The organism is Glutamicibacter protophormiae (genome assembly GCF_014647495.1).
Taxonomy (GTDB): Bacteria; Actinomycetota; Actinomycetes; order Actinomycetales; family Micrococcaceae; genus Glutamicibacter; species Glutamicibacter protophormiae.
This window is the reverse complement of sequence record NZ_BMPH01000005.1, coordinates 15,197-35,983: the sequence shown is the minus strand read 5'-3', so window position 1 is coordinate 35,983 and position 20,787 is coordinate 15,197. Positions and strand designations below refer to the sequence as shown.

General features: G+C 63.5%; 20 protein-coding genes. 9 read left to right on the top strand and 11 right to left on the bottom strand.

Features of this window, described 5'->3' with window-relative positions:
• Positions 1-46: 46 nt before the first annotated feature.
• Positions 47-1,312, bottom strand: a complete 1,266-nt coding sequence (locus tag IEY43_RS07530; protein ID WP_188947989.1) for an MFS transporter — start codon at positions 1,310-1,312, stop codon at positions 47-49.
• Positions 1,313-1,584: 272 nt separating this feature from the next.
• Here IEY43_RS07530 and IEY43_RS07525 point away from each other — a divergent pair, with 272 nt between their 5' ends.
• The 4 genes from IEY43_RS07525 to IEY43_RS07510 all read left to right on the top strand — a co-directional run bounded on the left by IEY43_RS07525 (position 1,585) and on the right by IEY43_RS07510 (position 5,442).
• Positions 1,585-2,199, top strand: a complete 615-nt coding sequence (locus IEY43_RS07525; protein WP_188947988.1) for a helix-turn-helix domain-containing protein — start codon at positions 1,585-1,587, stop codon at positions 2,197-2,199.
• A 42-nt stretch (positions 2,200-2,241) separates the two neighbouring features.
• Positions 2,242-3,144 carry an EamA family transporter gene (locus IEY43_RS07520; protein ID WP_229777314.1) on the top strand — a complete coding sequence of 301 codons (903 nt, stop codon included), beginning with the start codon at positions 2,242-2,244 and terminating at the stop codon, positions 3,142-3,144.
• A gap of 54 nt (positions 3,145-3,198) precedes the next feature.
• Positions 3,199-3,891: an SDR family oxidoreductase gene (locus IEY43_RS07515; RefSeq protein WP_188947987.1), complete on the top strand. Its 693-nt coding sequence runs from the start codon at positions 3,199-3,201 to the stop codon at positions 3,889-3,891.
• A 456-nt stretch (positions 3,892-4,347) separates the two neighbouring features.
• On the top strand, positions 4,348-5,442 hold the full coding sequence (locus tag IEY43_RS07510) for a DNA-3-methyladenine glycosylase family protein (protein WP_188947986.1): 1,095 nt from the start codon (positions 4,348-4,350) through the stop codon (positions 5,440-5,442).
• A gap of 176 nt (positions 5,443-5,618) precedes the next feature.
• Here IEY43_RS07510 and IEY43_RS07505 read toward each other — a convergent pair whose 3' ends face one another.
• Entirely contained in the window at positions 5,619-6,566 is a 948-nt protein-coding gene (locus IEY43_RS07505; protein ID WP_229777313.1) for a patatin-like phospholipase family protein, read from the bottom strand.
• A 269-nt stretch (positions 6,567-6,835) separates the two neighbouring features.
• Between IEY43_RS07505 and IEY43_RS07500 the strand changes: the two genes are divergently transcribed.
• Positions 6,836-7,630 (top strand): carbon-nitrogen hydrolase family protein, encoded by a 795-nt coding sequence (locus IEY43_RS07500; protein WP_188947985.1) that lies wholly within the window; start codon positions 6,836-6,838, stop codon positions 7,628-7,630.
• Between the two features lie 126 nt (positions 7,631-7,756).
• Here IEY43_RS07500 and IEY43_RS07495 read toward each other — a convergent pair whose 3' ends face one another.
• Positions 7,757-9,238, bottom strand: a complete 1,482-nt coding sequence (locus IEY43_RS07495) for an APC family permease (RefSeq protein ID WP_308425050.1) — start codon at positions 9,236-9,238, stop codon at positions 7,757-7,759.
• A gap of 208 nt (positions 9,239-9,446) precedes the next feature.
• Entirely contained in the window at positions 9,447-10,136 is a 690-nt protein-coding gene (locus tag IEY43_RS07490) for a TetR/AcrR family transcriptional regulator (RefSeq protein WP_188947984.1), read from the bottom strand.
• Positions 10,137-10,234: 98 nt separating this feature from the next.
• Here IEY43_RS07490 and IEY43_RS07485 point away from each other — a divergent pair, with 98 nt between their 5' ends.
• Together IEY43_RS07485 and IEY43_RS07480 are read left to right on the top strand one after the other, a co-directional pair.
• Positions 10,235-11,854 (top strand): amidohydrolase, encoded by a 1,620-nt coding sequence (locus IEY43_RS07485; RefSeq protein ID WP_188947983.1) that lies wholly within the window; start codon positions 10,235-10,237, stop codon positions 11,852-11,854.
• A 63-nt stretch (positions 11,855-11,917) separates the two neighbouring features.
• Entirely contained in the window at positions 11,918-12,400 is a 483-nt protein-coding gene (locus IEY43_RS07480; RefSeq protein WP_188947982.1) for a hypothetical protein, read from the top strand.
• A 153-nt stretch (positions 12,401-12,553) separates the two neighbouring features.
• Here the strand turns inward: IEY43_RS07480 and IEY43_RS07475 are convergent, their stop codons facing one another.
• The 4 genes from IEY43_RS07475 to uraD form a co-directional block, all read right to left on the bottom strand.
• Positions 12,554-14,089: a nucleobase:cation symporter-2 family protein gene (locus tag IEY43_RS07475; protein WP_188947981.1), complete on the bottom strand. Its 1,536-nt coding sequence runs from the start codon at positions 14,087-14,089 to the stop codon at positions 12,554-12,556.
• 75 nt (positions 14,090-14,164) lie between these two features.
• Positions 14,165-15,088: a factor-independent urate hydroxylase gene (gene pucL, locus IEY43_RS07470; RefSeq protein WP_188947980.1), complete on the bottom strand. Its 924-nt coding sequence runs from the start codon at positions 15,086-15,088 to the stop codon at positions 14,165-14,167.
• 4 nt (positions 15,089-15,092) lie between these two features.
• Positions 15,093-15,449 carry a hydroxyisourate hydrolase gene (gene uraH / locus IEY43_RS07465; RefSeq protein WP_188947979.1) on the bottom strand — a complete coding sequence of 119 codons (357 nt, stop codon included), beginning with the start codon at positions 15,447-15,449 and terminating at the stop codon, positions 15,093-15,095.
• A 54-nt stretch (positions 15,450-15,503) separates the two neighbouring features.
• Positions 15,504-15,998, bottom strand: coding sequence for a 2-oxo-4-hydroxy-4-carboxy-5-ureidoimidazoline decarboxylase (gene uraD / locus IEY43_RS07460; protein WP_188947978.1), 495 nt, complete (start codon positions 15,996-15,998; stop codon positions 15,504-15,506).
• Positions 15,999-16,318: 320 nt separating this feature from the next.
• On the opposite strand from uraD, the gene IEY43_RS07455 reads away from it, so the two are divergent.
• Positions 16,319-16,501, top strand: coding sequence for a hypothetical protein (locus IEY43_RS07455; protein WP_188947977.1), 183 nt, complete (start codon positions 16,319-16,321; stop codon positions 16,499-16,501).
• A gap of 90 nt (positions 16,502-16,591) precedes the next feature.
• Here IEY43_RS07455 and IEY43_RS07450 read toward each other — a convergent pair whose 3' ends face one another.
• The 3 genes from IEY43_RS07450 to IEY43_RS07440 all read right to left on the bottom strand — a co-directional run bounded on the left by IEY43_RS07450 (position 16,592) and on the right by IEY43_RS07440 (position 18,357).
• Positions 16,592-16,927, bottom strand: coding sequence for a cupin domain-containing protein (locus IEY43_RS07450; RefSeq protein ID WP_188947976.1), 336 nt, complete (start codon positions 16,925-16,927; stop codon positions 16,592-16,594).
• 157 nt (positions 16,928-17,084) lie between these two features.
• The gene (locus tag IEY43_RS07445) at positions 17,085-17,609 is read right to left on the bottom strand and encodes a hypothetical protein (protein ID WP_188947975.1); all 525 of its coding nucleotides are present in this window, start codon (positions 17,607-17,609) and stop codon (positions 17,085-17,087) included.
• A 46-nt stretch (positions 17,610-17,655) separates the two neighbouring features.
• The gene (locus IEY43_RS07440) at positions 17,656-18,357 is read right to left on the bottom strand and encodes a TetR/AcrR family transcriptional regulator (RefSeq protein WP_188947974.1); all 702 of its coding nucleotides are present in this window, start codon (positions 18,355-18,357) and stop codon (positions 17,656-17,658) included.
• A 121-nt stretch (positions 18,358-18,478) separates the two neighbouring features.
• Between IEY43_RS07440 and IEY43_RS07435 the strand changes: the two genes are divergently transcribed.
• Entirely contained in the window at positions 18,479-20,725 is a 2,247-nt protein-coding gene (locus IEY43_RS07435; protein ID WP_188947973.1) for an ABC transporter permease, read from the top strand.
• Positions 20,726-20,787: the final 62 nt, after the last annotated feature.

Genomic DNA, 20,787 nt, shown 5'->3' with positions numbered 1-20,787 from the left:
GAATACGAAGCACGGCGGCAAATAATCTACGGCTTGCGCAGATAAGCTACTGGGCCTCACCGAGCAGCACGTCCTGCGCAACTTCCTGCGCGCTCTCGTGCACGGCGCCGATGTGGCTGAGCCTGCGTCCGGCGAGGGCGAGCACCAGGATGGACACCGCCACCGCGCCGGCGCCCAAGCAGTACGGAGCCGCAGCGCCCAGGGCTGCGGCCAGCGGGCCCGCGACAGCCGGGGCCACCGCGCCGCCGAGGAATCGCACGCCGGAGTAGGTGCTGCTGGCCACGTTCCGCGGCAGATCGGTCGCTTCCATGACCGCTTCGGTCAACGCGGTGTTCATGACGCCAAGCACCAGGCCGGCAACGATGACCAGAATGACCAGCGTCGTCAATTGCTCGTGGAAGAGCCCCATCGAGCCCAGCAGGGCGGCAAGCAGACCCAGCATGGCGAACAGCACCGGACGCAGCCCGAATTTGCGGGTTGCCGGCGGCGCCACCAGCACCGAGGTGATCGCCAGCGCCAACCCCCAGCCGAAGAACACGAGTCCGAGCTCGGTGGCGCCGAAGTCCAGCCCGGCAGCATGCGCCGCGGCTTCCAGGGGGAAGGGAGTGTAGGCAAGCAGGATGAAGAAGCCGAAATTGTAGAACACCGCCGTGAGGGACAGGGCCAGCAGGGCCGGGTTGCGCAGCGCCTTGAAGCTGGCGGCTATGGAGATCTTGGCAGGTGCAGGGGCCCCAGACGGCAGCTTGAGAAAGGCGAGGATCGCCACGAGGGCGATGCCCATGAGCACCGCAGTGCCGAAGAACGGGCCGCGCCACGACAGGTTGCCCAGCACTCCGCCAACCAGCGGCCCGACGGCCATGCCGACACCCAGCGCCGCCTCGTAGAGGACGATTGCCTGGCGGCTGCCCCCGCTGGCGGCGCCGACAATGGCGGCCAGCGCGGTGGAGATGAACAAGGCATTGCCCAAGCCCCATCCCGCGCGGAATCCCAGGATCTCGTTGACGCTGGAGCTGGCGCCGGCCAGCGCAGCGAATGCGACGATGAGGACCAGCCCGATGACCAGGGTCTTTTTCACACCCAGATGCCCGGACACCCAGCTGGTGAAGAACATCGCAATGCCGGTGATGAACAGGTAGCTGGTGAACAGCAGCATGGTTTGGGACTGGCTTGCCTCAAGCGCCCGGCTGATGGCCGGGAGGATGGGGTCGACCAGGCCGATGCCCATAAAGGAGACCATGCAGGCAAAGGCGATGGCCCAGACCGAGCCCGGCTGCTTCAGCAGCGACGTCCGTGTGCTTCCGGCTTGCGTCATTCGATCGTTCTCATTTCCCGCTGATGCGATGTCTTTCTCTTGCGCGCGATCTGCGCTCTTCGTGAATATTCATGGCGGCTGCCCCGGCACCGCCCACTTGCCGACCCGTGGAGCTCAAGGGCAATGAGCTATTACATAGTGACACTATACATTCGATCACATAGCTTGGCTATGTAAAATCTGCAGGCTCTCAGGAACCTTCGACGCGCTTCCTGAGAGCGGGCGCGCAGCAAATGTGGATCAGTGCACCATAAGTGCACTATTATGCATCCATGGACGAGAATACCCAGAGGCTTGCCAATTCCATTGGCGCGCGGGTCAGGCAGGAGCGCCTGTCCCTTCAGTGGACCTTGGACCAGCTGGCGGAACATGCCGGCATCAGCCGGCGCATGCTGGTCAATGTCGAGCAGGGAGCTGCGAACCCCAGCGTCGGAACGCTGCTCCGACTCAGCGACTCCCTCGGGGTCGGCCTGCCTGCGCTGGTTGAACCACCGCCGCTCAAAGCCGTCAAGATCACCCGCCGGGGTGAGGGCGCGGTACTGTGGGCCGGCAAACACGGCGGCCGCGGCGTGCTTCTGGGTGGCACACGCTCCCCCAATGTCATCGAGCTCTGGGACTGGACCCTCAAGCCGGGCGAAAGCCATGACAGCGACGCGCACGTCACGGGCACCGAAGAGCTCCTCCAGGTACTGGAGGGCGAACTCACGGTGCGGGTAGGCGCCGAAACCCATGTGCTCGGAGAATCCGATGCACTGTGCTTCCCGGGCGACGAGCCCCACGCCTACGAGAACAATTCAAACGCACCGTTGCGCTTCACGCTGACCGTCTTCGAGCCGGGGGTCGGAACGTCCCACCGCCAGTTGGGCTCCGATGCACCTGCCAATTAACTTCATCCGGGCTACGGCCGGGAACCGCTTGAGGAGTCGACGATGACGGCGCGCCATACCGGCTACAGCCTTCCTCCATGGAGCATGGCGATCGCCGCCATGCTCTCCATCCAGCTGGCCAACGCCCTGTCCGTGGGAGTGCTGCGCGAAGTCGGCCCGGCGGGCACCGCATGGCTCCGGCTCTGTTTCGGCGTTGTGTTCCTCTGGATCATCTCCCGCCCGGCGATCCGTTCCATCCGCCGCAAGGACCTTCCCTCGCTGCTGATTCTGGGCACCGTCACCGGCTTCATGACGGTGTTCTTCCTGGGAGCAGTGGAACGCATCCCGCTGGGCACGGCGGTAGCCATCGAGTTCCTCGGGCCGCTGGCAGTTGCCGGCATCATGAGCGGCAACCGCAGGGCCCTGATCTGGCCCGCCACAGCACTGGTCGGCATCATCCTGTTGACCGAGCCCTGGTCCGGTTCCTTCGACCCCATCGGTGTCGGACTGGCTCTGGCCGCAGGCGCATGCTGGGCTTTGTACAACATCCTCACCCAGCGCGTCGGCGACCGATTCGCCGGCATCAGCGGCTTGTCGCTGACCATTCCCATCGCCGCGCTGGCCACCCTTCCGGTCGGGCTTCCCCAGGTAATCAACGGCAATCTCGTCTGGTGGGTACTGCCCGCGGCGGCCGGGATCGCCTTGATTACGCCGGTCATCGCCTTCGGGCTGGAGATGCTGGCGCTGAAGCGCATGAATCATACGTCCTTCGGCACGCTCCTGTCAGTCGAACCGGCTTTTGGCGTGCTCATCGGCCTGCTGGTTCTCGGCCAAGCCCCTTCGACTTACCAGGCTATTGGCGTCGTCATCGTCGTGATCGCCGGCGCCGCCGCCCAATGGGATGGAGCGCGAAAGTTCAGCGGCGAACTCACCGAAATCGCGGCCCCCACACATGGCCCGCAGTAGCGCTCACTTCCGGAACACCCCTATCGCACCGTCCCATCAAGCAAGGATGACAGCATGACACCCAGCGCCCTGATCACCGGAGCCACCGGCGGCATTGGACACGCCATCGCCGGAGCGTTGGCACCGACCCATCACCTCTTTCTGGCGGGGAGGAATATCGAAGCTTTACAGCTCGTTGCTGCCAGCTTTCCGTCCGCCACGCCACTGCTCGCCGACCTCGGGTTCCCGGGCGGCATGGATCAGCTCGCTGCGCAGATCTCCTCCCTTGATGTCTTGGTGCATAGCGCCGGGATACTTCGCATGGGAACCATGGAAGAGACAGCTCAGAATGACTGGGAGCAAAGCATGCAGGTTAATGTGCTTGCTCCGGTAGAGCTCACCCGCGCCCTACTGCCAGCCCTGCGCCGGGCGCACGGCCATGTGTTCATGATCAATTCAGGCCTCGGGCACCGCACCATTGCAGGGTCGGGTGCATACAGCGCCAGCAAATTCGCCATGAAAGCGTTTGCTGACACCCTCCGGCTCGAAGAAGCTTCGAATGGCCTCAAAGTCACTTCCATCCATCCGGGGCGTGTTGCCACACCGATGCAGGAGCAACTGCATTCTTGGGAAGAGAAGGCCTACGACGCGGAAAACTGGGTCCGCCCCGAACAAGTTGCCCAGGCTCTCATGACCGCGCTTGCTTTGGGTGGCCGCGCGAACTTGGATTCGATCGACATCAATCCTTCACCGCGGCCAAAAGCCTAAGGTTGCCGCGCGAAGTTGAACGAAAAATTTGTTCATCCTTGCCGGACTTCTACCAATGGCCCATCGGCGAATTGATCAAAAAATTTGTTCAGATGAGACCCAGCTCGAACACCCACCGATTGGCAGCTTCGAATCGGGCATCAGAAACCCTCCCGCCAATGCAACTGGCATTGGCTGGGCCGCTGGCAACGGAATCTGATCAAAAAATTTGTTCAGTGCGGTTTTCTGCTCGCGGATCGACACCCCAACGAACAGTCACGTTGATTCCACAGGCAGCGACCACTGAACAAAAAATTTGTTCAGTTCAGTGCTTTCGGAAGGGTTTTCAGAGTAGTCTGGCGAGATCTGAACCCGCATCTCACGGGAACTGGCACCAGATCTAGACGAATCTAGAACAACAATGATGCAGTTAATTCGAATTTTTCACCACGTTTTTCTTCCTATTTCGCATCCACAGTGAATTCTGCATCGAATGGTTACGCTCGTTGTGATTTCGAATTCTCGACGTATTCTTTGGATGGCAACGTGACTGCTGATAGGAACCATGCGCTCCCCCGTGTGGGGTCACCCTTTGGCCAGCAACGCCCCGACAGCGCTGAAACCCCGGTTCTCAACATCGAGCTGCCCACTCGGCACCCCTTTGATGCCCGGGGGATTTTTTCGTTCTTGGAAGCAAGGGCGATAGCTGGGGTCGAGATTGCGGATCTTTCACAGCAAGACAAATTGATATATGCAAGATCATTCATACTCCCAAGTGGGCCCGCCGCCGTTCGACTTGTCGCACGCAATCATGGATCCGAAGGCTGGTCCCTGACTGCTGAGCTTGAACTCGCGGATTTGTGCGATCAGACTGCTGCAATCTCCCGGATACGACGCCTCTTGGATCTGGACGCCGACTCCAGCGCCATCGATGCAGCGCTGCAGGAAGACCCCGCACTGGCTCCGAGTGTTCTTCGCACCCCGGGAATCCGGGTGCCAGGCGCGATCGACCCGCATGAGCTGGTTATCCGAGCCATTGTCGGCCAACAGATTTCGGTCAAGGCAGCTCGCACTCATCTCTCCAGGCTCGCAACTCAAGCCGGAGGCCTCTACACGTCGAGCTTCGACGGTTTGGACAGGCTCTTTCCCACCTCCCGGGAGATCATTGAAACCGTGCCCGAACCGGCAGCAGAAGCCCCGCTGGATCCCCAGCGCGTTCTGCGGCTCCCCCGCCGGTCGATCTCCGCACTTCGCGGTGCAGCCAGTGCGTTGGAGAGCGGTGAACTGGCTATCGGGTTCGAAAGCGATCCCGAACTGCTGCGGCAGAACCTGCTTCGCACCCCTGGCATCGGGCCGTGGACCGCCGCCTATCTCTCCATGCGCGTGCTCGCTGATCCAGATGCCTGGATGCGCAACGATGTCGCATTGGTTTCAGGAGCGGCACGCCTCGGCATTCTGGAGCCGCCGCATTCGAAGAGCGCCAGCCACCGATTGCTCGAGGACTACGCCCAGCGTTGGTCCCCCTGGCGCTCCTACGCCTCCATGCACCTGTGGCAGGCAGCTTCAGGCTGATCCCGGTCGCCGCCTACCGAATATCTTGCCGCCGAAAGTGGCGCTGTCCGCCCAAAGCCTCGAAGGCTGGATACGCGCTCGCGGCCCGGGCGGCCGGCGAGCGCCAGCCGGACATCTATTTCTGCAGCAGGCCAAACTACTGCGTTGACCTGCTCGGTGCAGGGTTCCGCGGCGGATCAGCACCAAAATGCCCGGAGCTCTCCGGCCAGTTCCCGGCCTTGGCGAAATCCCTCGCGGGCAGCCGCCGGGCGGAGTGCCTGGTTCATGGCGTTGACTCCCAGATGGGCTTCGGCGGCGGCATCCGGCACGATGGCCTGGACCTGGCTTCCGGAAGCGCGGAGCTGGTCCACCTGCGCCGACAGCTGCATACCCCAGCGCTCCGGGTGCAGGCTCCGCCCGCCGAGCGGTGAAAGCACCAGCACCTTGCCGTAGCCCTGCGCCAGATCGGCGTTCTCATTCCGGCGGTAGCCGCCGTCAATGTACGCGCGTTCCCCGAGCCAATACGGCGGACCGCTGGAACAACTGGCGGCCACCGCATCAACCAGCGGAACCCCGCTGGAGTTGTCGAAGACCACCGGCTCGCCGCCCTGCGCCTGCACCGCGGTGAGGTAGACCAGCCGCTGCGGCCAGTCCGTCTCCACCATGCGTGATTGGACGATGGATCTCCAGCGAACGCTCAGTTCCCTGTCTCCGGCACCGGGCAGATCCAGCGCCGCAGCACCCATCCTGCGGTGCATGTCCCCGGGGCCGGAGGAAGCTGCGCTGATTGACTTGATGCGGGACAGCTGTTCGGGAACGCGGACCGCACCCGGTGCGGCCGCAGGACGCGGGATTGCCGCAGGTGGCGCAGGGCTGCCGATGATTGCCTGGTAGAGCTCTGCCGGGGTGGAGCCGGCCAGCTGGGCGGCCGCGGTGGAGCCGGCGGAGGTTCCCACGGTCAGCTGCGGTGTGCTGATGTCCAGGCCTTCGGAGGCCAGACCTGCGAGCACACCGATGAGCCAGGCGTTCCCCGTGGCCCCTCCGCCGCCGAGCACCAGGGCTCGTGCGCCGGTGGTTTCGGGCAGGTGGGAAAGGTAGGGGTACGCCGAGCTGGCGCGGGATGTCGGAAAGGAGAAAAAGTTCATGGCGGGTGCCTTTCGGAAGAAGTCCTCAGGGCTCACCAGCGGCCGCGGCTAGGAGTGCCGGGCCGTCGTACGGGACAGGGGTGCGCCCACGGTCGGTCGTGCGGACATCGGGTACCACCTCCATGCAACGAGTACGAACTGCGTGCATTCATCATAAGTCCGAATCCGGCGCGCGCGACTGGTCGCATTGCCATTTTTCAGCCCGCCTACGTAGAGTCGAAGTAGATGCGGCGCGCTTCAAGCGCCGACGGCGAAGGGACAGGAACATCATGAAGATCGCGCTGGCACAGGTATTGAGCACCGGCGATCCCCAGCGCAATCTGGCGATCATCCGCGACCATGCCAAGCAGGCCGCCGAGGCGGGCGCGGCGCTGATCGTTTTCCCCGAAGCCATGCAGGTCGCGTTCGGCAACCCCGTGGAAAAGTTGGCCGAGCCCGTCAACGCCCGCTGGGCCGGGCTGCTGCGCCAGCAGGCGCGCGACCACAACATCGCGATCGCCGCCGGCATGTTCACCCCGGGCGAGGGCGGCCGGGTGCGCAACACCCTGCTGGTGGTCGGCCCCGGCGTGGACACCCATTACGACAAGATCCACCTCTACGACGCCTTCGGCTATCTGGAGTCGGATGCCGTCACCCCGGGCGACACCCCGGTGCAGTTCGAGCTGGAGGACGCCACGATCGGCCTGGCGATCTGCTACGACCTGCGCTTCCCGCAGCTGTTCGTGCGCAACGCCCGCGCCGGCGCGCAGATCAACATCGTCTCAGCCTCCTGGGGCGGCGGAGAAGGCAAGGCCGAGCAGTGGAAGGCGCTGGCCCAGGCCCGCGCGCTGGACACCACCACTTTCGTGATCGCGGTGGACCAGGCGGATCCCGAAAGCGTCGGCCGCCCGCTGAAGGGCGCCGCGCCGCTGGGCGTGGGCTACTCGATGGCCGTCGACCCGCTGGGCCGCGTCATCGCGCAGGCCGGGCGCGAGCCCGAGCTGCTCATCGTGGACCTTGACCTGAACCTGGTCGATGAGGCCCGCAGGAAGCTTCCGGTGCTGGCCAACGCCGTCGACCTCTAGTCTCGCGCGCCGGGAACCCTTGGATAACACGACGGAGCGGGCACCAGCGATAGCCAGATGCCCTCCCCAGAAGAGAGCTGCATGGATCACGGGTATGGCCTTACCCGGGCAGGCGATGCTCTCCCGCTACTCGGATAGATCCAGCATTGGTGCCTTGCGCTTGAATCCGCCGGTGACGTAGCCGAGGTAGGCAAGACCCAATACAATCCATGCCAAGCCGATCTGGAGAGACAGCGGGCTCAGGCTGGTCCAGAGCCAGATGGTCAGGCACAGGCCGACCAGCGGCAGCAAAAGGTAGTTCACGGTCGAAGCCAGACCTCGCTGACGGTGTGCTAGGAAGTAGTACTTGATCACGGCAAGGTTGACTGCGGAGAATGCAACCAAAGCGCCGAAGCTGATCATCGCCGACACCATTTCCAGGCTGGCGAACAAGGACGTGAGCGAAATGAGCGAGACGATCAGGATCACGAAGGTCGGTGTCTTGAATCGTGGGTGCAGATAGCCGAACACCTTGCGCGGGAGAACTCCATCCCGGCCCATGCTGTAGAGAATACGCGCCACCGAAGCCTGCGAAATCAGGGCGGATCCGAGTGCGCCGCAGATGAATCCTGCCGTGAAGAAGATGGTCAGGAAGTCTCCGCCCGCCGCGAAAATCACCTGGATCGATGCGGAGTCAGCATTTTCGAATTCGTGGCCGGGGTATACCAAGTGAGACAGGTAAGCCAGGCCCACGAACATGAGTCCGCAGATCAATGTGGTCAGTAGAATTGCCCGCGGCATGTCCCGTTTCGGGTTGTGTGCTTCTTCGGCGAAGGTCGTGATGGAGTCAAACCCGAGGAACGACAGGCACAAGATCGCTGCTCCCGCAGCCAGTGGCGCGAAGCCGCCGAGCTCTCCGTTCCCCCGGAACGGCGCCCAGAGATCCACGGAGGCCTGCTCCTTGAGGTAGGCAACCGAAAAAATGACGAACAGGATGATGAAGAGAAACTGGAAGCCGATGATAACGATGTTCGTCCGCGCCACGGAGACAATTCCAACGACGTTCAGCACCGTCACCACTACCATTCCAGCCAGCATGAACGCCCACGGCGGGACGGCCGGGAAGAACTCATGCATGTAGATCCCGAGCAGCAGGTAATTGATCATCGGCAGGAAGAGGTAGTCCAGCAGCAGGGCCCAGCCGGCCATGAACCCTATATTCGGGCCGAAGGATCGCTGCGTGTACACATATGCCGACCCGCCGACTGGGAAGGCCCGCGACATCAGACCATAGGAGCGCGCGGTGAAGATCATCGCCACCATGGTAATCAGGTACGCCAGCGGCAATCGCCCGCCGGTAATTTCGGTGACGATGCCGTAGGTGCTGAAAATAGTCAACGGAACCATGTAGACCATGCCGAAGAGCACCAGATTGGGCAGGCCTAGAACCCGGTTCATCTGGTCGGTGGCAAGCACTGCGCCACCCGGTGGCTTGAGTAGAGATTTCGACATAATGGGCACCTTTCCGTCCGCTACCCGGCATAATGCACCTGCTAGAAGTGCAGGGGCTGGAAGCCAAGGGCCAGATTTAAATGAAGAACGTTCACTAAAGGTAGTGACTGGAGTCACTTGGCGCAAGGGCGAGACTGGCACCATCAGCAGCGCAAGGGGTCTCGGAAAGCCCGTCCAGCATAGTGAATGTGGCGCTCAATTCAGGGATAAAGGGCATTCGACTAGGCGAAACAGAGGATCGCCGACGCTAGAACCGGCCGGCTGAACACCGAGTGTGCGCCCGTGAAAGAAAATTTATACTGTTAATTTACACGCAACATTGGCGTTACATGCCGCCGTGATCTCGCTGTCCCACTTCTCGCTCAACGGCTGCGATGATGGCGCGCAGCCCGAAGTCGAACGATTGCTCGCTGACTGTCGAGCGCGCTTGTCGCGCAAATTTCCCACCCAGCTCCAGGACTTCCACATGGCGGGTCTCGCGGGCTGCAGAATTCCCCTCGGGCACCACTGCAACATGGGCTCCGGGAGCTACGATGTCCAGAGCTGCGCCAACCACAAGGGATTCAAAGGCAATCATGATCATGAGGATCCGAGGAACGGCCACTCCGGCGCGGCGAAGAATGCCACCCAGCTCCTCATAGATGAGACCCGATTCGGATTCTTCCGTGATCGGCGTGGCTACTATCAGCTCGACGGCCGCAGGAACCCGCAGCAAGGCGTCCCGGAACAGCTGGCCGAAATGGAACAGCGCTTCTGGCCACGGGAGCACCGCGATCAGGCTCTGGTCAATGGAGCGAATCATGTCGCGACGCATGAGGTTGATCAGGTGCTGCCGGTTGTCCACGTGGTTATAAAGCGCCGGTGTTCGCACGCCCAGCGAACGGGCGAGCTTACCCATTGAGAAGTCTTCGGCCCCACCCTCATCGAGCAGCGAGAAGGCGGCCTCGACGATGCGTTGCTGAGTGAGGATCGGCTTGGCCGGGCGTCCGGCAACACGATGCGGCGTAGAAGACATGCACTAACTCCCTTGGTTATTTCCTATCCAATCATGGACAGCAAAGGACCCAGTGGTTAGACTCAACGATAATTAACACCATTCATTTAGGAGTCGAGTTGACGCAGACGCCCCAAACCGTGATCTTCGCGGACACCATTCACAGCCTGGACGGCGAAAAGCAGTACACCGCCATGGGCATCACTGCGGGAGTAGTGACGCACCTCGGCTCCCGCTCCGAGGCAACTGAGTGGTCGGGACCGGACACCAAGTTGATCGATCACGGGACGGCAACCATCACCCCAGGTCTCGTCGATGCGCACATTCATCCGATCTTCGGCCAGTCGGTCGCCCGCGGAGTATTCCTGGGCGATGCGAAGGATCTGGACGACGCACGCGAGATTTTCGCCCGCCATGCCGAGGCACAGTCCGGAGATGCACCGGTGCTCGGCTACGGCCTGAACGTAGCGGTCTTCGGCGAAGCCGAACCCCACGGCGGGCTGCTCGACGAGGCAGCTCCCGGACGGGCCAGCTACGTCACTTGTTTTGATGCGCACTCGGCTCTGGCTTCGCAGCCCATGCTGGCAGCAGCCGGCATCACCGGCACGGAGACGTTTGACGATGCCTCCAGCATCGTGGTGGATTCCGAGGGTCGGCCTACGGGTTTCATCCGCGAATTCTCCGCCATGGCCCTGGTGGAAGAGGCTCTGCCTCCACTGACCATCGAGGACAAGGTCGACGGACTGGAACGCCTGTTGCGCGGCATGGCCGCCAGCGGCCTGACCGGCGGTGAAATGCTGGATCTGGCGGATCCCGACTCGCTGGAGATCCTGCGCAGGCTCGAAGAACGCACGGAACTGCCGATCAAATTGCGAGTCGCTCCCTGGATCATGGCCAGCGACGCTCCCGAGCAACTGCGGCATCTGATCGAGCTGCAAGGACAGCACGGCAGGCGCTGGCAGGTGCGGGGCGTGAAGCTGATGATCGACGGTACCGTCGACAACGGCACCGCCTGGCTCTACGAACCGGACACCGAGGGCGAGTCCACCGAGTCCCTGTACCTTGAGCCCCAGCGGTACGTCGACAACCTGCGGACGCTGGCCGAAGCAGGGATCACCACCACGACCCACGCCATCGGCGACCAGGGCATCGGCTTCGTCATCAAGGCCATCAGCGAGCTGCCTGGGAATGGCGTCCTGCACCGGATCGAGCACCTGGAGGAAATGAACGACGAAGACTTCACCGCGCTCAAGTCCAGCGGCGCCACGGTGAGCATGCAGCCGACCCACTGCACGCACTTCGTGCGCGCCGACGGTTCGGACGCCTGGTCCCGCCGGCTGGGCGGCCACCGCGCGTCGTTCGCCTTCCGCCTGCGCGATGTGCAGGACGCAGGCATGGTCCTGGCTCTGGGTTCCGACTGGCCCATCGCCCCGTACGACCCGCGCCTGATCCTGGCCGATGCCCAGACCCGCCGGCGTACCGAGGTCCCGGATAGCGATTCGGCCCAGCCCCGTCACAAGCTCAGCGCACGCGAGGCTCTGGAAGGATACACCGTGAACGTGCACGCCAGCACGGGTTCTGTTGGCGGACGGCTCGTGCTCGGCGCACCTGCGGACCTGACAGTCTTCGCGGAAGATCCGCTCTCGCTGGCTCCCGAGCAGCTTTGCACGGTTGGCGTGCTGGGAACGTACGTCGACGGGCAGCCGGTCAACACCGGCGACCCGCTGCTGACCGCCTGAGCATCGGCAGGGTGCCTGCCGGCGAGCGCGCATGGCCGAGGTGTGATGGCCTAGTCTGGGCAGATGAACCGTCTGCGCCTGATGCATCCTTCGGAGCTGCTGTTCCCGCTCTTGGCACGCGGAACCTCGGCAGGTCTTGCCGTGGCCTCGTTGTGCATCGCGGTTCTGACACTCATTGAGAATGACGGCTACGCTGTCATCTCAATCCTGTATGGCGTACCTTTCGGGGCGCTGTACGGGCTGCTGGTTGCGGGCGGGGTCTACGCCGTCCTCGCCTTCCGTCATCGCCGCAGGCCCGACGGTGTCATGCAGCGGCTAGTTCCGACAGCCGCCGCAGCTGCGGCGGTCCTCTGCCTTCCTGCGGGCATTCTGGTAGCCGGGCTCGTCGGCTGGGAAGGCGCAGGTTTCCTGCTGCCGGCCGCGGCGTTCGTCGCCTTGGGCGCAGCGGTCGCCGCATGGCGCACGCAGTCGGCACTACGCGCCACCGAGCAGAGGCTGAATGCGGGGCGCCCGGAACCGTTTCCGAGTCGCACGGCCCGGGGCTAGGCCTGCCGTGGCATTTCGGCCAGCCCTTTGCTCCCATCAGAACAGACAACGCCCGCAGGCTTGGGGCCTGCGGGCGTTGATTCCGCTCAGGATGGATCCTTGCCGATCTCTTCGCGGTCGTTCCGGTCCTGTTCGGGTTCTCCCGGGTTCGACTCAGTGTTCCGAGTTCCCGGCGAGCCTGGGTGCAGGCATCTGTATCGCCCCGGTCTGGATCTTCTCGTAGTCCTCGGAGGTGACCACCGGAATCTCGTAGCCGTCCTTGTCAATCAGCTTGCCGCCCTCGAAGTGGTCGCCATCGATCAGGCCGCAGATCTCCTCTTCCCTCACCATGCGCGGCGGGGCCGCGGCGAAGACCGAGTTGTTTTTGGTGTTGCCAGCCTTCAGCACGTTGAACAGCAGGTTCAGCAGCACGGCCATGACCGCGGCCGAGGAGATGCCCGAGTGGAAGATGGTTTGGAACCATACCGGGAAGCTCTCATAGAAGTCGGGCTTCACGATCGGCACGCAGCCGAAGGCGATGGACGCCGCCACGATGATCAGGTTCTTGCCGTCGTACTTGACCTTGGACAGGGTGCGGATGCCCGAGGCGGCCACGGTGCCGAACAGGACGATGCCCGCACCGCCCAGGACCGGGGTCGGGATGGCCGCGACCACGCGGCCCAGGATGGGCAGCAGGCCGAGGACCACCAGGATGCCGCCGCCGGCGGCGACCACGAAGCGGCTGGTAATGCCGGTGATGGCGACCAGACCGACGTTTTGCGCGAAGGCGGATTGGGTGAAGGTGTTGAAGATCGGCGCGATCGCGGAGGAGGCCATGTCGGCGCGCAGGCCGTCGGCGATGCGCTTGGAGTCGACCTTGGTGTCCGCGATTTCCCCGACGGCCAGGATGTCGGCGGTGGTCTCGGTCAGGATGACGAGCACCACGATGGTCATCGAGATGATGCCGCCGATTTCGAAGATCGGCATGCCGAAGGCCAACGGCTGCGGGAAGGCGAAGATCGCGCCGTTGCCGACCTTGGAGAAGTCCGCCATGCCCAGCAGCGCGGCGGCGACGGTGCCGATGACGATCGCCAGCAGGATTGACATGCGGGAGATCGCGGCGTTGCCGACCTTTGAGAGCAGGATGACTACCAGCAAGGTGCCGGCGGCCAGGCCGATGTTAGCCAGCGACCCGTAGTCTTCCGCCTTGGCGTTGCCGCCCATGGCCCAGTTCGCGGCCACGGGGGTCAGCGAGATGCCGATCATCGTGATGACCGTGCCGGTGACGACCGGCGGGAAGAATCTGACGATCCTTGCGAAGAACGGTGCGATGAGGAAACCGATGAGCGCTGCGACAAGGACCGCGCCGAAGACCGCCTGGATGCCGCCTCCGCCGTTGACGATGGCGACCATGGTGGCCACCGAGGCGAAGGACGTGCCCTGCACCAGCGGGAGCTGCGCGCCGAAGAACGGGATGCCGATAGTCTGCAGGATGGTGGCCAGGCCGCCCACGAACAGGCAGCTGGCGACCAGCAGGCCGATTTCTGCGGGTGAAAGACCGGCTGTGCTGCCGATAATCAGCGGCGGGGCGATGATGCCGCCGTACATGGTCAAGACGTGTTGCAGGCCGTAGGCGAAAGTCTTGCCTAGTGGTAGCTTGGCATCTTCGGGACGCGTCCCTTTGATAGATTCATCTTGTGTAGCGCTCATGGCTGACCTCCTAAGTCAGTCGCTGCCAAGGGTGTGCCGATGTGTCCGCACCGGCACACCCTCGCCGCTTTTCAGTTAGATAAATGCCGGAATGTTGGCCCAGATCGGGTGCTTGGCCGCGCCGCCCTCGCGGGTCACCGTGGCTTCGATCAGCCCGTAGGGGCGGTCCGCGGCGAAGAACACTTCATTCGGGTTGTCCTGGCCGAAGACCTCGAGGTCGACCAGGAAGTGGTGCTTGTTCGGCAGCGAGAACTTGATCTCGGCGATCTGCGGGTTGGCCTCCAGCGCTGCCTTGCCCATCTCGAACATGGTGTGCTGCAGTGCCAGCGAGTGGGTGTTGGCAAACAGCGTCAGCAGCTGCTCCCGCACCGAGGCGTACACCGTGTTGAAGTCGATGCCCGCCTCGATGGCCTCCGAGGTGTAACGCCAGCGGGCGGTGACGTCGGTGGCCAGGATGCGGTCGCTGGTTTCCTTCAGGGTGGTGTAGCGGTCGACCGGGAACCCGTGGAACTCGGAGCCGGTGGACTTCAGCACGGTCAGGTCCTCCAGGCCGGCGACGATGCTCTTGGAGCCGTCGTCGGCGATTTCCAGCACCGCGGTGCGGACCTCGTTCTTGTTCTTCGAGAAGGCGTGGTCGTGGTCGTTGATGCGGTCCCAGAAGTACTGCTGGGCCGCCCAGCGGCCGCCGGTAATCCACTCGAACTCGCCGGTGAAGTGCGCTCCGAGGCGGAGCAGGAACTCCTCCGGGCTGTTCACGCCGTCGCGGGCCAGTCCGTAGACGGTGTTTTTCTGGGTGTCGGTCGGCACGACCTTGCCGTTGTCGCCCTCCAGGTGGGCTTCGGTGAAGTCGCCGTGCAGCTGGCTGGTGACGTTCAGGTCTTCGATCTGGTGGCGGGCGGTGTCGCGGGTGATCTTGACCAGGCGGACCTCGGCCTTGCCGTACTGGTTCTCGCCAAGAACGATGACGGTGGATGCTGGGGCGGTGATTTCGGTAGTCATTTCTCTAACTCCCTCGGTACGTGGAATATGCAAACGGGCTGATAAGAAGAGGTACGTGGTAGTGCTCATCGACGTTGTTGACGTAGAAGTCGATGGTTACCCCGGGGAAGAAGCTTTCCGTTCCCTGCTTCCCGAAGTAGTCCCCGATTTCGAATGAAACCCGGTAGTGGCCTGCTTCAACCTGAGCCGGTCCGAGGTTCTTAATGCGGCCGTCCGCATCGGTGATCCCCGAGCCGATTTCTTGCCAGCCGGATGCCGTCTTGGCTTCCAGCGTGGCCTTGACACCGGAGGAAGGCCTCCCGGTCCCGGTGTCGAGAATGTGGGTGGTGATATGGCTGCGCTCTGCGCTGTCAGCTGCCATGTGTTCGTCTCCTGGCTAATGAGGTCGGTCGATGGAGGGAAGGTGGTCTGAAATTTAGTTCTTGACCGCATCCTGCAGCCGCAGCAGGGCAATTTGGCGCAGCTGGTCGGCTACTTCGGCCAGCTCGGCCTCGTCGGTGTTTTGCAGACGGCGCTGGCATTCAGCGAGGATTTCTTCGCTGCTTCGACCGGCGGCGCGGATGAGGAAGACGCGGTCGAAACGCTGTTCGTAAGCGCGGTTGGCTGCGGCAAGGCGTTCGACAATGCCCGCGTTGAGGTCCAGGGCTGCCTGTTCGCCACGGGAGAGCGCTGCTTCCTGGCTGTTTCCGCCGGCTTGTTCTCCGATGCGCGGGTGGTGGGCCAGGGCCGCGGCGATTTCGTCGGGGCTGAATGGGGCGGCACTGCGGGTTGCAGACTCTTCGAGGTCCGCGAACGAGGAGAAGGGGCGAGCAGAAACCAGATCATTGATCCAGCGCTCAACATCGATGCATGGACGCAGAACTTCGGCCGCTTCAGCGGCGGAGACTTCATTGAATACGTTCAGATGCATCGGGTGCTCAGCTCATTTCTAACTCAGGGGTTAACCCAGGGAGCCTTAGCTGAACACCCTTACCACCGAAAAATTCGGCTTCGACTAGATGTTGGCTCCGTGGAACTTGTTCACCACTGTAATCCAGTTCACACCATGGCCGTCAAGTGGGGCGGCGAAAAATCTTGGATATGTCAGACTTTAAGGATTCTTCCGCACCGTGGATAAGTTTTTTTGCCTGCGGCTATTGCCATCCGCCCTCAACGGGTCTCATACTGGTTTCGTAAAGCAAAATAAAACTTCCACCATTCGGAAGTTGAATGATCTGAAGGAGGGTCGCAATGACCGCTATCAATCCAGCCAATTTCAACTGCTCACCGGAGGGACAGAGCCTGGTCGCGGCCACCGAAGCACTGCGGACAGGGCTCTTTCAACCGATCGAGAACCTGGACCCCGACATCGCCCCGCGCATTCGCATCACCCCGCAAGCGCCGAGCATCTGGGCCAAGCTCTTCGGCCGGTAACCAGCACTGCACCTGAGGTGCACCCAAGAACTGCGTAGAGACCATTCTCCTGAGGCGTCGGGCATGGTCTCTACGTTATTTAAGGAACAGTCAACGTCCGCTTTTGGCCACACTCAAGAGAATGCTCGATTCCTCCAAGGCAGTGACCTGGATGCGGCCGCTGGGAAGAATCAACAGATCCTGGCTTCGCCCTTCCCACTGCTCTCCGCCGGAGCTGACACGGATCCTCCCGGATATCACCAGGATGGTGGCCTCCCCCGGGTTTTCATGCTCCTGCAGTTCGGTGCCCTGCGCCAGCGCCATCACGGTTTGCCGCATGACGTGCTCGTGCCCGCCGAAGACCGTGCGCGCCGCACGGCCATTGCTGGCATTCACGGCTTCGCGCAATTCGCTGCGCGCAATGGCTGCGAGTGAAAATTTCTTCATGTCATCCCCGTTTCAGGTATCAGGGAGCCTAAGCGCCCGACGCCGCCGGCATTCCGCCCCGCGACGTTGGATAACAGCATGTCCCGGAGTTCTCGGGCGGTCAAGGAATTCGCGTAAACAGGGAATCGGGGGCGACCCGCGCCGCACTGTGCGGGGCTTAGGAATGGGCCAGCAGCTGCAGCGCGATAACCACGACGCCGACAAGGCCGAGCACGAACATCAACCACAAGGTGCGCCAAAATCCGAGCTTGCTCCGGCGCAGCGAAAGCCACGCGAAGAACGCCAACGCAGCCACAAGCATCCACTGCCCCCAGATCAGCGCCGTGGAGGTGGAGAAGACCCCGAACGCGCTGAGCCCCAGCAGGACCAGCGGCCCCACGATGGCTCCGCCAGCTCCCCACGCGACCTCTAGCTGATGGCGCAGCTCCGCCCGCGTGGGCAGCGACGAATGGACCGTCGAGTGGGAAATCAGGTCGGCCACCAGCCCGGCCATCAGGATTGCAGCCACTGTCACCACCAAGCTCACGGCCGAGGCCCCGGGCTTCGGGTCATGGCTGTGCAAATTCATCGCCAGCAGCACCGCGAGCGCAGTGAAGGTGACGTAAACGCGCTCCTTCAGCCTGCTGGCCAGCTCCTGGGGCGAGGACTGATCATCGCCTCGGGATTTTCCGTAGCTTTTCATAGTGCCCTTCGATAAGTGGGTTGATCTGCAGCCTAATTTTCCGCGCCTACCCGAAGGGCGGGTCGCCGAAATCAAGGAAGTCGGATTTCGCGGTGCTCGGTGCCGCGACCATGCCCACGATGGCATCCACCAGAAAATAGCCGAGCTCATCCCAGGTGGCTTCGCGCGCACCGTCGGCGACCTGTCGTTCGAATTCAGCGCAGATCCCGAGCGTCATGTAGCCCAGAATTCCCGCCCGCGCGCGGATCACCGAGGCCGGGATTCCCTCCAGCTCAGCACGGGTTCGTCCCACCAGATCGGCCTGGAGCTCATCGCCGCTGAGCAATTCCGTGCCGATATTAGACAACCCGGGATAACCGCGCACCTGATAGAGGAATTGCGCCCGGCAATACGGCGCAGGCTGGTCGGACAAGTAGTAGATCCACGGAAGCACCCGGTGGGTCACCACCTCGCGCAGCCCGCCGTCACGGTCCTCGCTCACCGCCAGTCCTGCACGGAATCTGGACACCTCGGTGATGGCGCGCCGGATCAGCGCATTGAGCAGGTCGTCGCGGGTCCCGAAATGGTATTTGATCGCCGAATGATTCGCCGTGCCGGCATGTTCGGTGATCCTGCGGTTCGAAACGCCGTCGATCCCATGGACGGCGAAGAGTTCTTCCGCCGCATCCATCAGCGCTTCGCGCGCCTTCTCGCTATGCCGGCTCATGCCCGCACACTCCTTCCCCGCGCCACTTGCTCCGGTCGCCAAGTCTATCCTCATGACCTTCACAGGAAATTTTACGCCATGTGGCGTAAATTAGTTGATAGACTGCAACGAAGGCGTTATTCGAACGCCGCCGAAAACGATCAACATCGAGGAGCACGACAGCTTGAGCAACCACACCACCGGCCCCGGACACCAGACTCCGCTCCGGCGGAAGTCCAGGCGGGAGGAGGAAGCCCCCGATCCGCAGGCTGTCGCAGCCAAGCGCGCCAAAGCTGAAAAGATCGGGCGCACTGCAGCCGTGTTCATCATGCCGCTGCTGATCGTCGGCATGATGATCTGGGGCTACCTGGGCGCCATGCACCACCAGGAAGCCCGTGACATGCCGGTGGCGATCGCCGCCGCCAGCTCCTCGGAGGCCGAGGACTTCGCGGCCGTCCTGGAGCAGGCCAACGGCCCGGCCCTGGAGGCAAGCATTGTCGGCTCCGAGCTCGAGGCCCGTGACGAGGTCTACGACCGCGACGCCAGCGCCGCAATCTACCTGGACGGCAAGACGGCCATGCTCTACACCGCCAGCGGCGCGGGCGTCTCCGCCTCCGCCGCCGTGGAGTCGGCGCTCACGCCGGTGCTGCTGGACGCAGGCCTGGAGATCTCGGCCGAGGACGTCGCGCCGCTCCCTGAGAACGACCCGAGCGGCATGGGCGCCATGTTCCTCGCCACCGCGATGGTCACCGCCGGCTACATGCCGTGGTCGCTGGCGTTCTCCAACTCCCCCGAGCTGTTGCGCCGCCGCCGTGCCTTCCCGCTGCTGGCCGGCTGGTCGGTCCTGATGTCCGCGCTGGGCGCGCTCATCGCCGGCCCGATCCTCGGTGTGCTGGACGGCGCGCAGAGCCTGCAGGTCATGGGCGTACTGGCCCTCGGCGTGTTCGCCGTGGGCGCCGGGCAGCTGCTGCTGACCCGCTTGTTCGGCGCAATGGCCGTGATCCCGGGCATGTTCCTGTTTATGGTGCTCGGCCAGCCGGCCTCCAACTTGGGAATGTCCATCCATGTGCTGCCCGAGTTCTACACCTTCCTGCACCAGTTCCTGCCGATGCCGGCGCTCGGCGAGGCACTGCGCTCGGTAATGTATTTCAACGGCGACGGCGCGGGAATCCACCTGCTGATCCTGGTCGGCGGAGCCGTTGCGGCACTGCTGCTGACCAACGTGCTGGACGCGGTGCGCACCGCCAAGGGCAAGAGCCCGACCCCGACCGAGGTCAATGTGGCGGGCCTGCATGGCGGTCCGCGCCCGAAGCGCCGCGCCTGGCGCTACATCACCCTGGGCGCCATTCCGCTGGGCATGATCGGCATCATGCTGACCTTCATGCTCGGCGCCATGCAGTCCCCTGCCGTGCGCGACATGCCGGTAGCCGTAGTCGGTTCCACCATCGAGCAGGCCGAGCAAACCGTCGCCGGGCTGGAAGCCGATATGGAGGGCATGTTCGACTTCACCGCGCTGGATGACGCCGGCGAAGCCGAGGCTCTGATCCGTGAACAGGAGCTGGCCGGCGCGTTCGTGCTGCCGTCGCAGGAGAACCCGCAGGCCGTGCTCTACACCGCACAGGCTTCGGGCAACTCCGCGGTGCAGGTGCTGACCACCGTCTTCGGACAGGTCGCCGGCGCACAGCAGCTGCCGCTGGATCACCAGGAGCTGGCCCCGCTGCCCGAGGGCGACAACGTCGGCATGGCCGCCATGTACCTGGGCATGGGCTGGATCATGGCGGGCTTCATGGTCATCATCGTCGGTGACACCGCCGCCCCGCACGCCCGGCGGCTGAAGAACCTGCTGCCACTGGTCGCAGGCTACTCCGCCTTCATGTCCGCGGTGCTCTACCTGATCGCCGGCCCGTTCACCGGCGCGGTCCAGGGCCACTTCTGGTCCCTGTGGGGCACCGGCATGCTGGCGATCAGCGCCGTGGCCATGTTCAGTACGATCTTCAGCCGGCTCATGGGCATGATCGCCATGCTGCCCATCCTGGCCGTGGTGATGTTCCTGGGTGTGCCAGCCTCCAACGCGTCGCTGTCGATCTACATGGTGCCCGAGGCTTTCGGCTGGCTGCACGGCATTCTGCCGATGCCTGCCGCAACGGAAGCCATCCGCTCGATCCTCTACTTCGATGCGGCCGGCCTCGGAACGCACCTGACCACCCTGGCCATCTGGGGTCTGGCCAGCCTGGCCGTGGTCATGGTCCTGGACCAGCTCAAGCCGGTCGTCGATTTCTTGCACCCGGTGCCCGAGGAGGAGCTCGCTGCCTTGAAGGGCGGGAAGCACCAGCCCAAGGCCGCCGAGGCCGCCGCGTTGCCGAACGGGGTCGACGCCGAGGCCGGCCAGCCGGCCGAAACCGAGCGGGAGAAGGAGCCGCTGGGCGTCTAGCCGCATTGCCGCCAGCCGGGCTCCGGGGGATTTCCCCCGGGGCCCGGCTGCTTAAGCCGCTC

Bases quoted from the DNA above. Each gene is read 5' to 3' on its own strand.
- IEY43_RS07505 (WP_229777313.1), bottom strand. From the start codon at position 6,566: ATGAACTTTTTCTCCTTTCCGACATCCCGCGCCAGCTCGGCGTACCCC.
- IEY43_RS07500 (WP_188947985.1), top strand. From the start codon at position 6,836: ATGAAGATCGCGCTGGCACAGGTATTGAGCACCGGCGATCCCCAGCGC.
- IEY43_RS07530 (WP_188947989.1), bottom strand. From the start codon at position 1,312: ATGACGCAAGCCGGAAGCACACGGACGTCGCTGCTGAAGCAGCCGGGC.
- pucL (WP_188947980.1), bottom strand. From the start codon at position 15,088: ATGACTACCGAAATCACCGCCCCAGCATCCACCGTCATCGTTCTTGGC.
- IEY43_RS07515 (WP_188947987.1), top strand. From the start codon at position 3,199: ATGACACCCAGCGCCCTGATCACCGGAGCCACCGGCGGCATTGGACAC.
- IEY43_RS07520 (WP_229777314.1), top strand. From the start codon at position 2,242: ATGACGGCGCGCCATACCGGCTACAGCCTTCCTCCATGGAGCATGGCG.
- IEY43_RS07450 (WP_188947976.1), bottom strand. From the start codon at position 16,927: ATGAAGAAATTTTCACTCGCAGCCATTGCGCGCAGCGAATTGCGCGAA.
- IEY43_RS07475 (WP_188947981.1), bottom strand. From the start codon at position 14,089: ATGAGCGCTACACAAGATGAATCTATCAAAGGGACGCGTCCCGAAGAT.
- uraH (WP_188947979.1), bottom strand. From the start codon at position 15,449: ATGGCAGCTGACAGCGCAGAGCGCAGCCATATCACCACCCACATTCTC.
- uraD (WP_188947978.1), bottom strand. From the start codon at position 15,998: ATGCATCTGAACGTATTCAATGAAGTCTCCGCCGCTGAAGCGGCCGAA.
- IEY43_RS07480 (WP_188947982.1), top strand. From the start codon at position 11,918: ATGAACCGTCTGCGCCTGATGCATCCTTCGGAGCTGCTGTTCCCGCTC.
- IEY43_RS07455 (WP_188947977.1), top strand. From the start codon at position 16,319: ATGACCGCTATCAATCCAGCCAATTTCAACTGCTCACCGGAGGGACAG.
- IEY43_RS07445 (WP_188947975.1), bottom strand. From the start codon at position 17,609: ATGAAAAGCTACGGAAAATCCCGAGGCGATGATCAGTCCTCGCCCCAG.
- IEY43_RS07525 (WP_188947988.1), top strand. From the start codon at position 1,585: ATGGACGAGAATACCCAGAGGCTTGCCAATTCCATTGGCGCGCGGGTC.
- IEY43_RS07490 (WP_188947984.1), bottom strand. From the start codon at position 10,136: ATGTCTTCTACGCCGCATCGTGTTGCCGGACGCCCGGCCAAGCCGATC.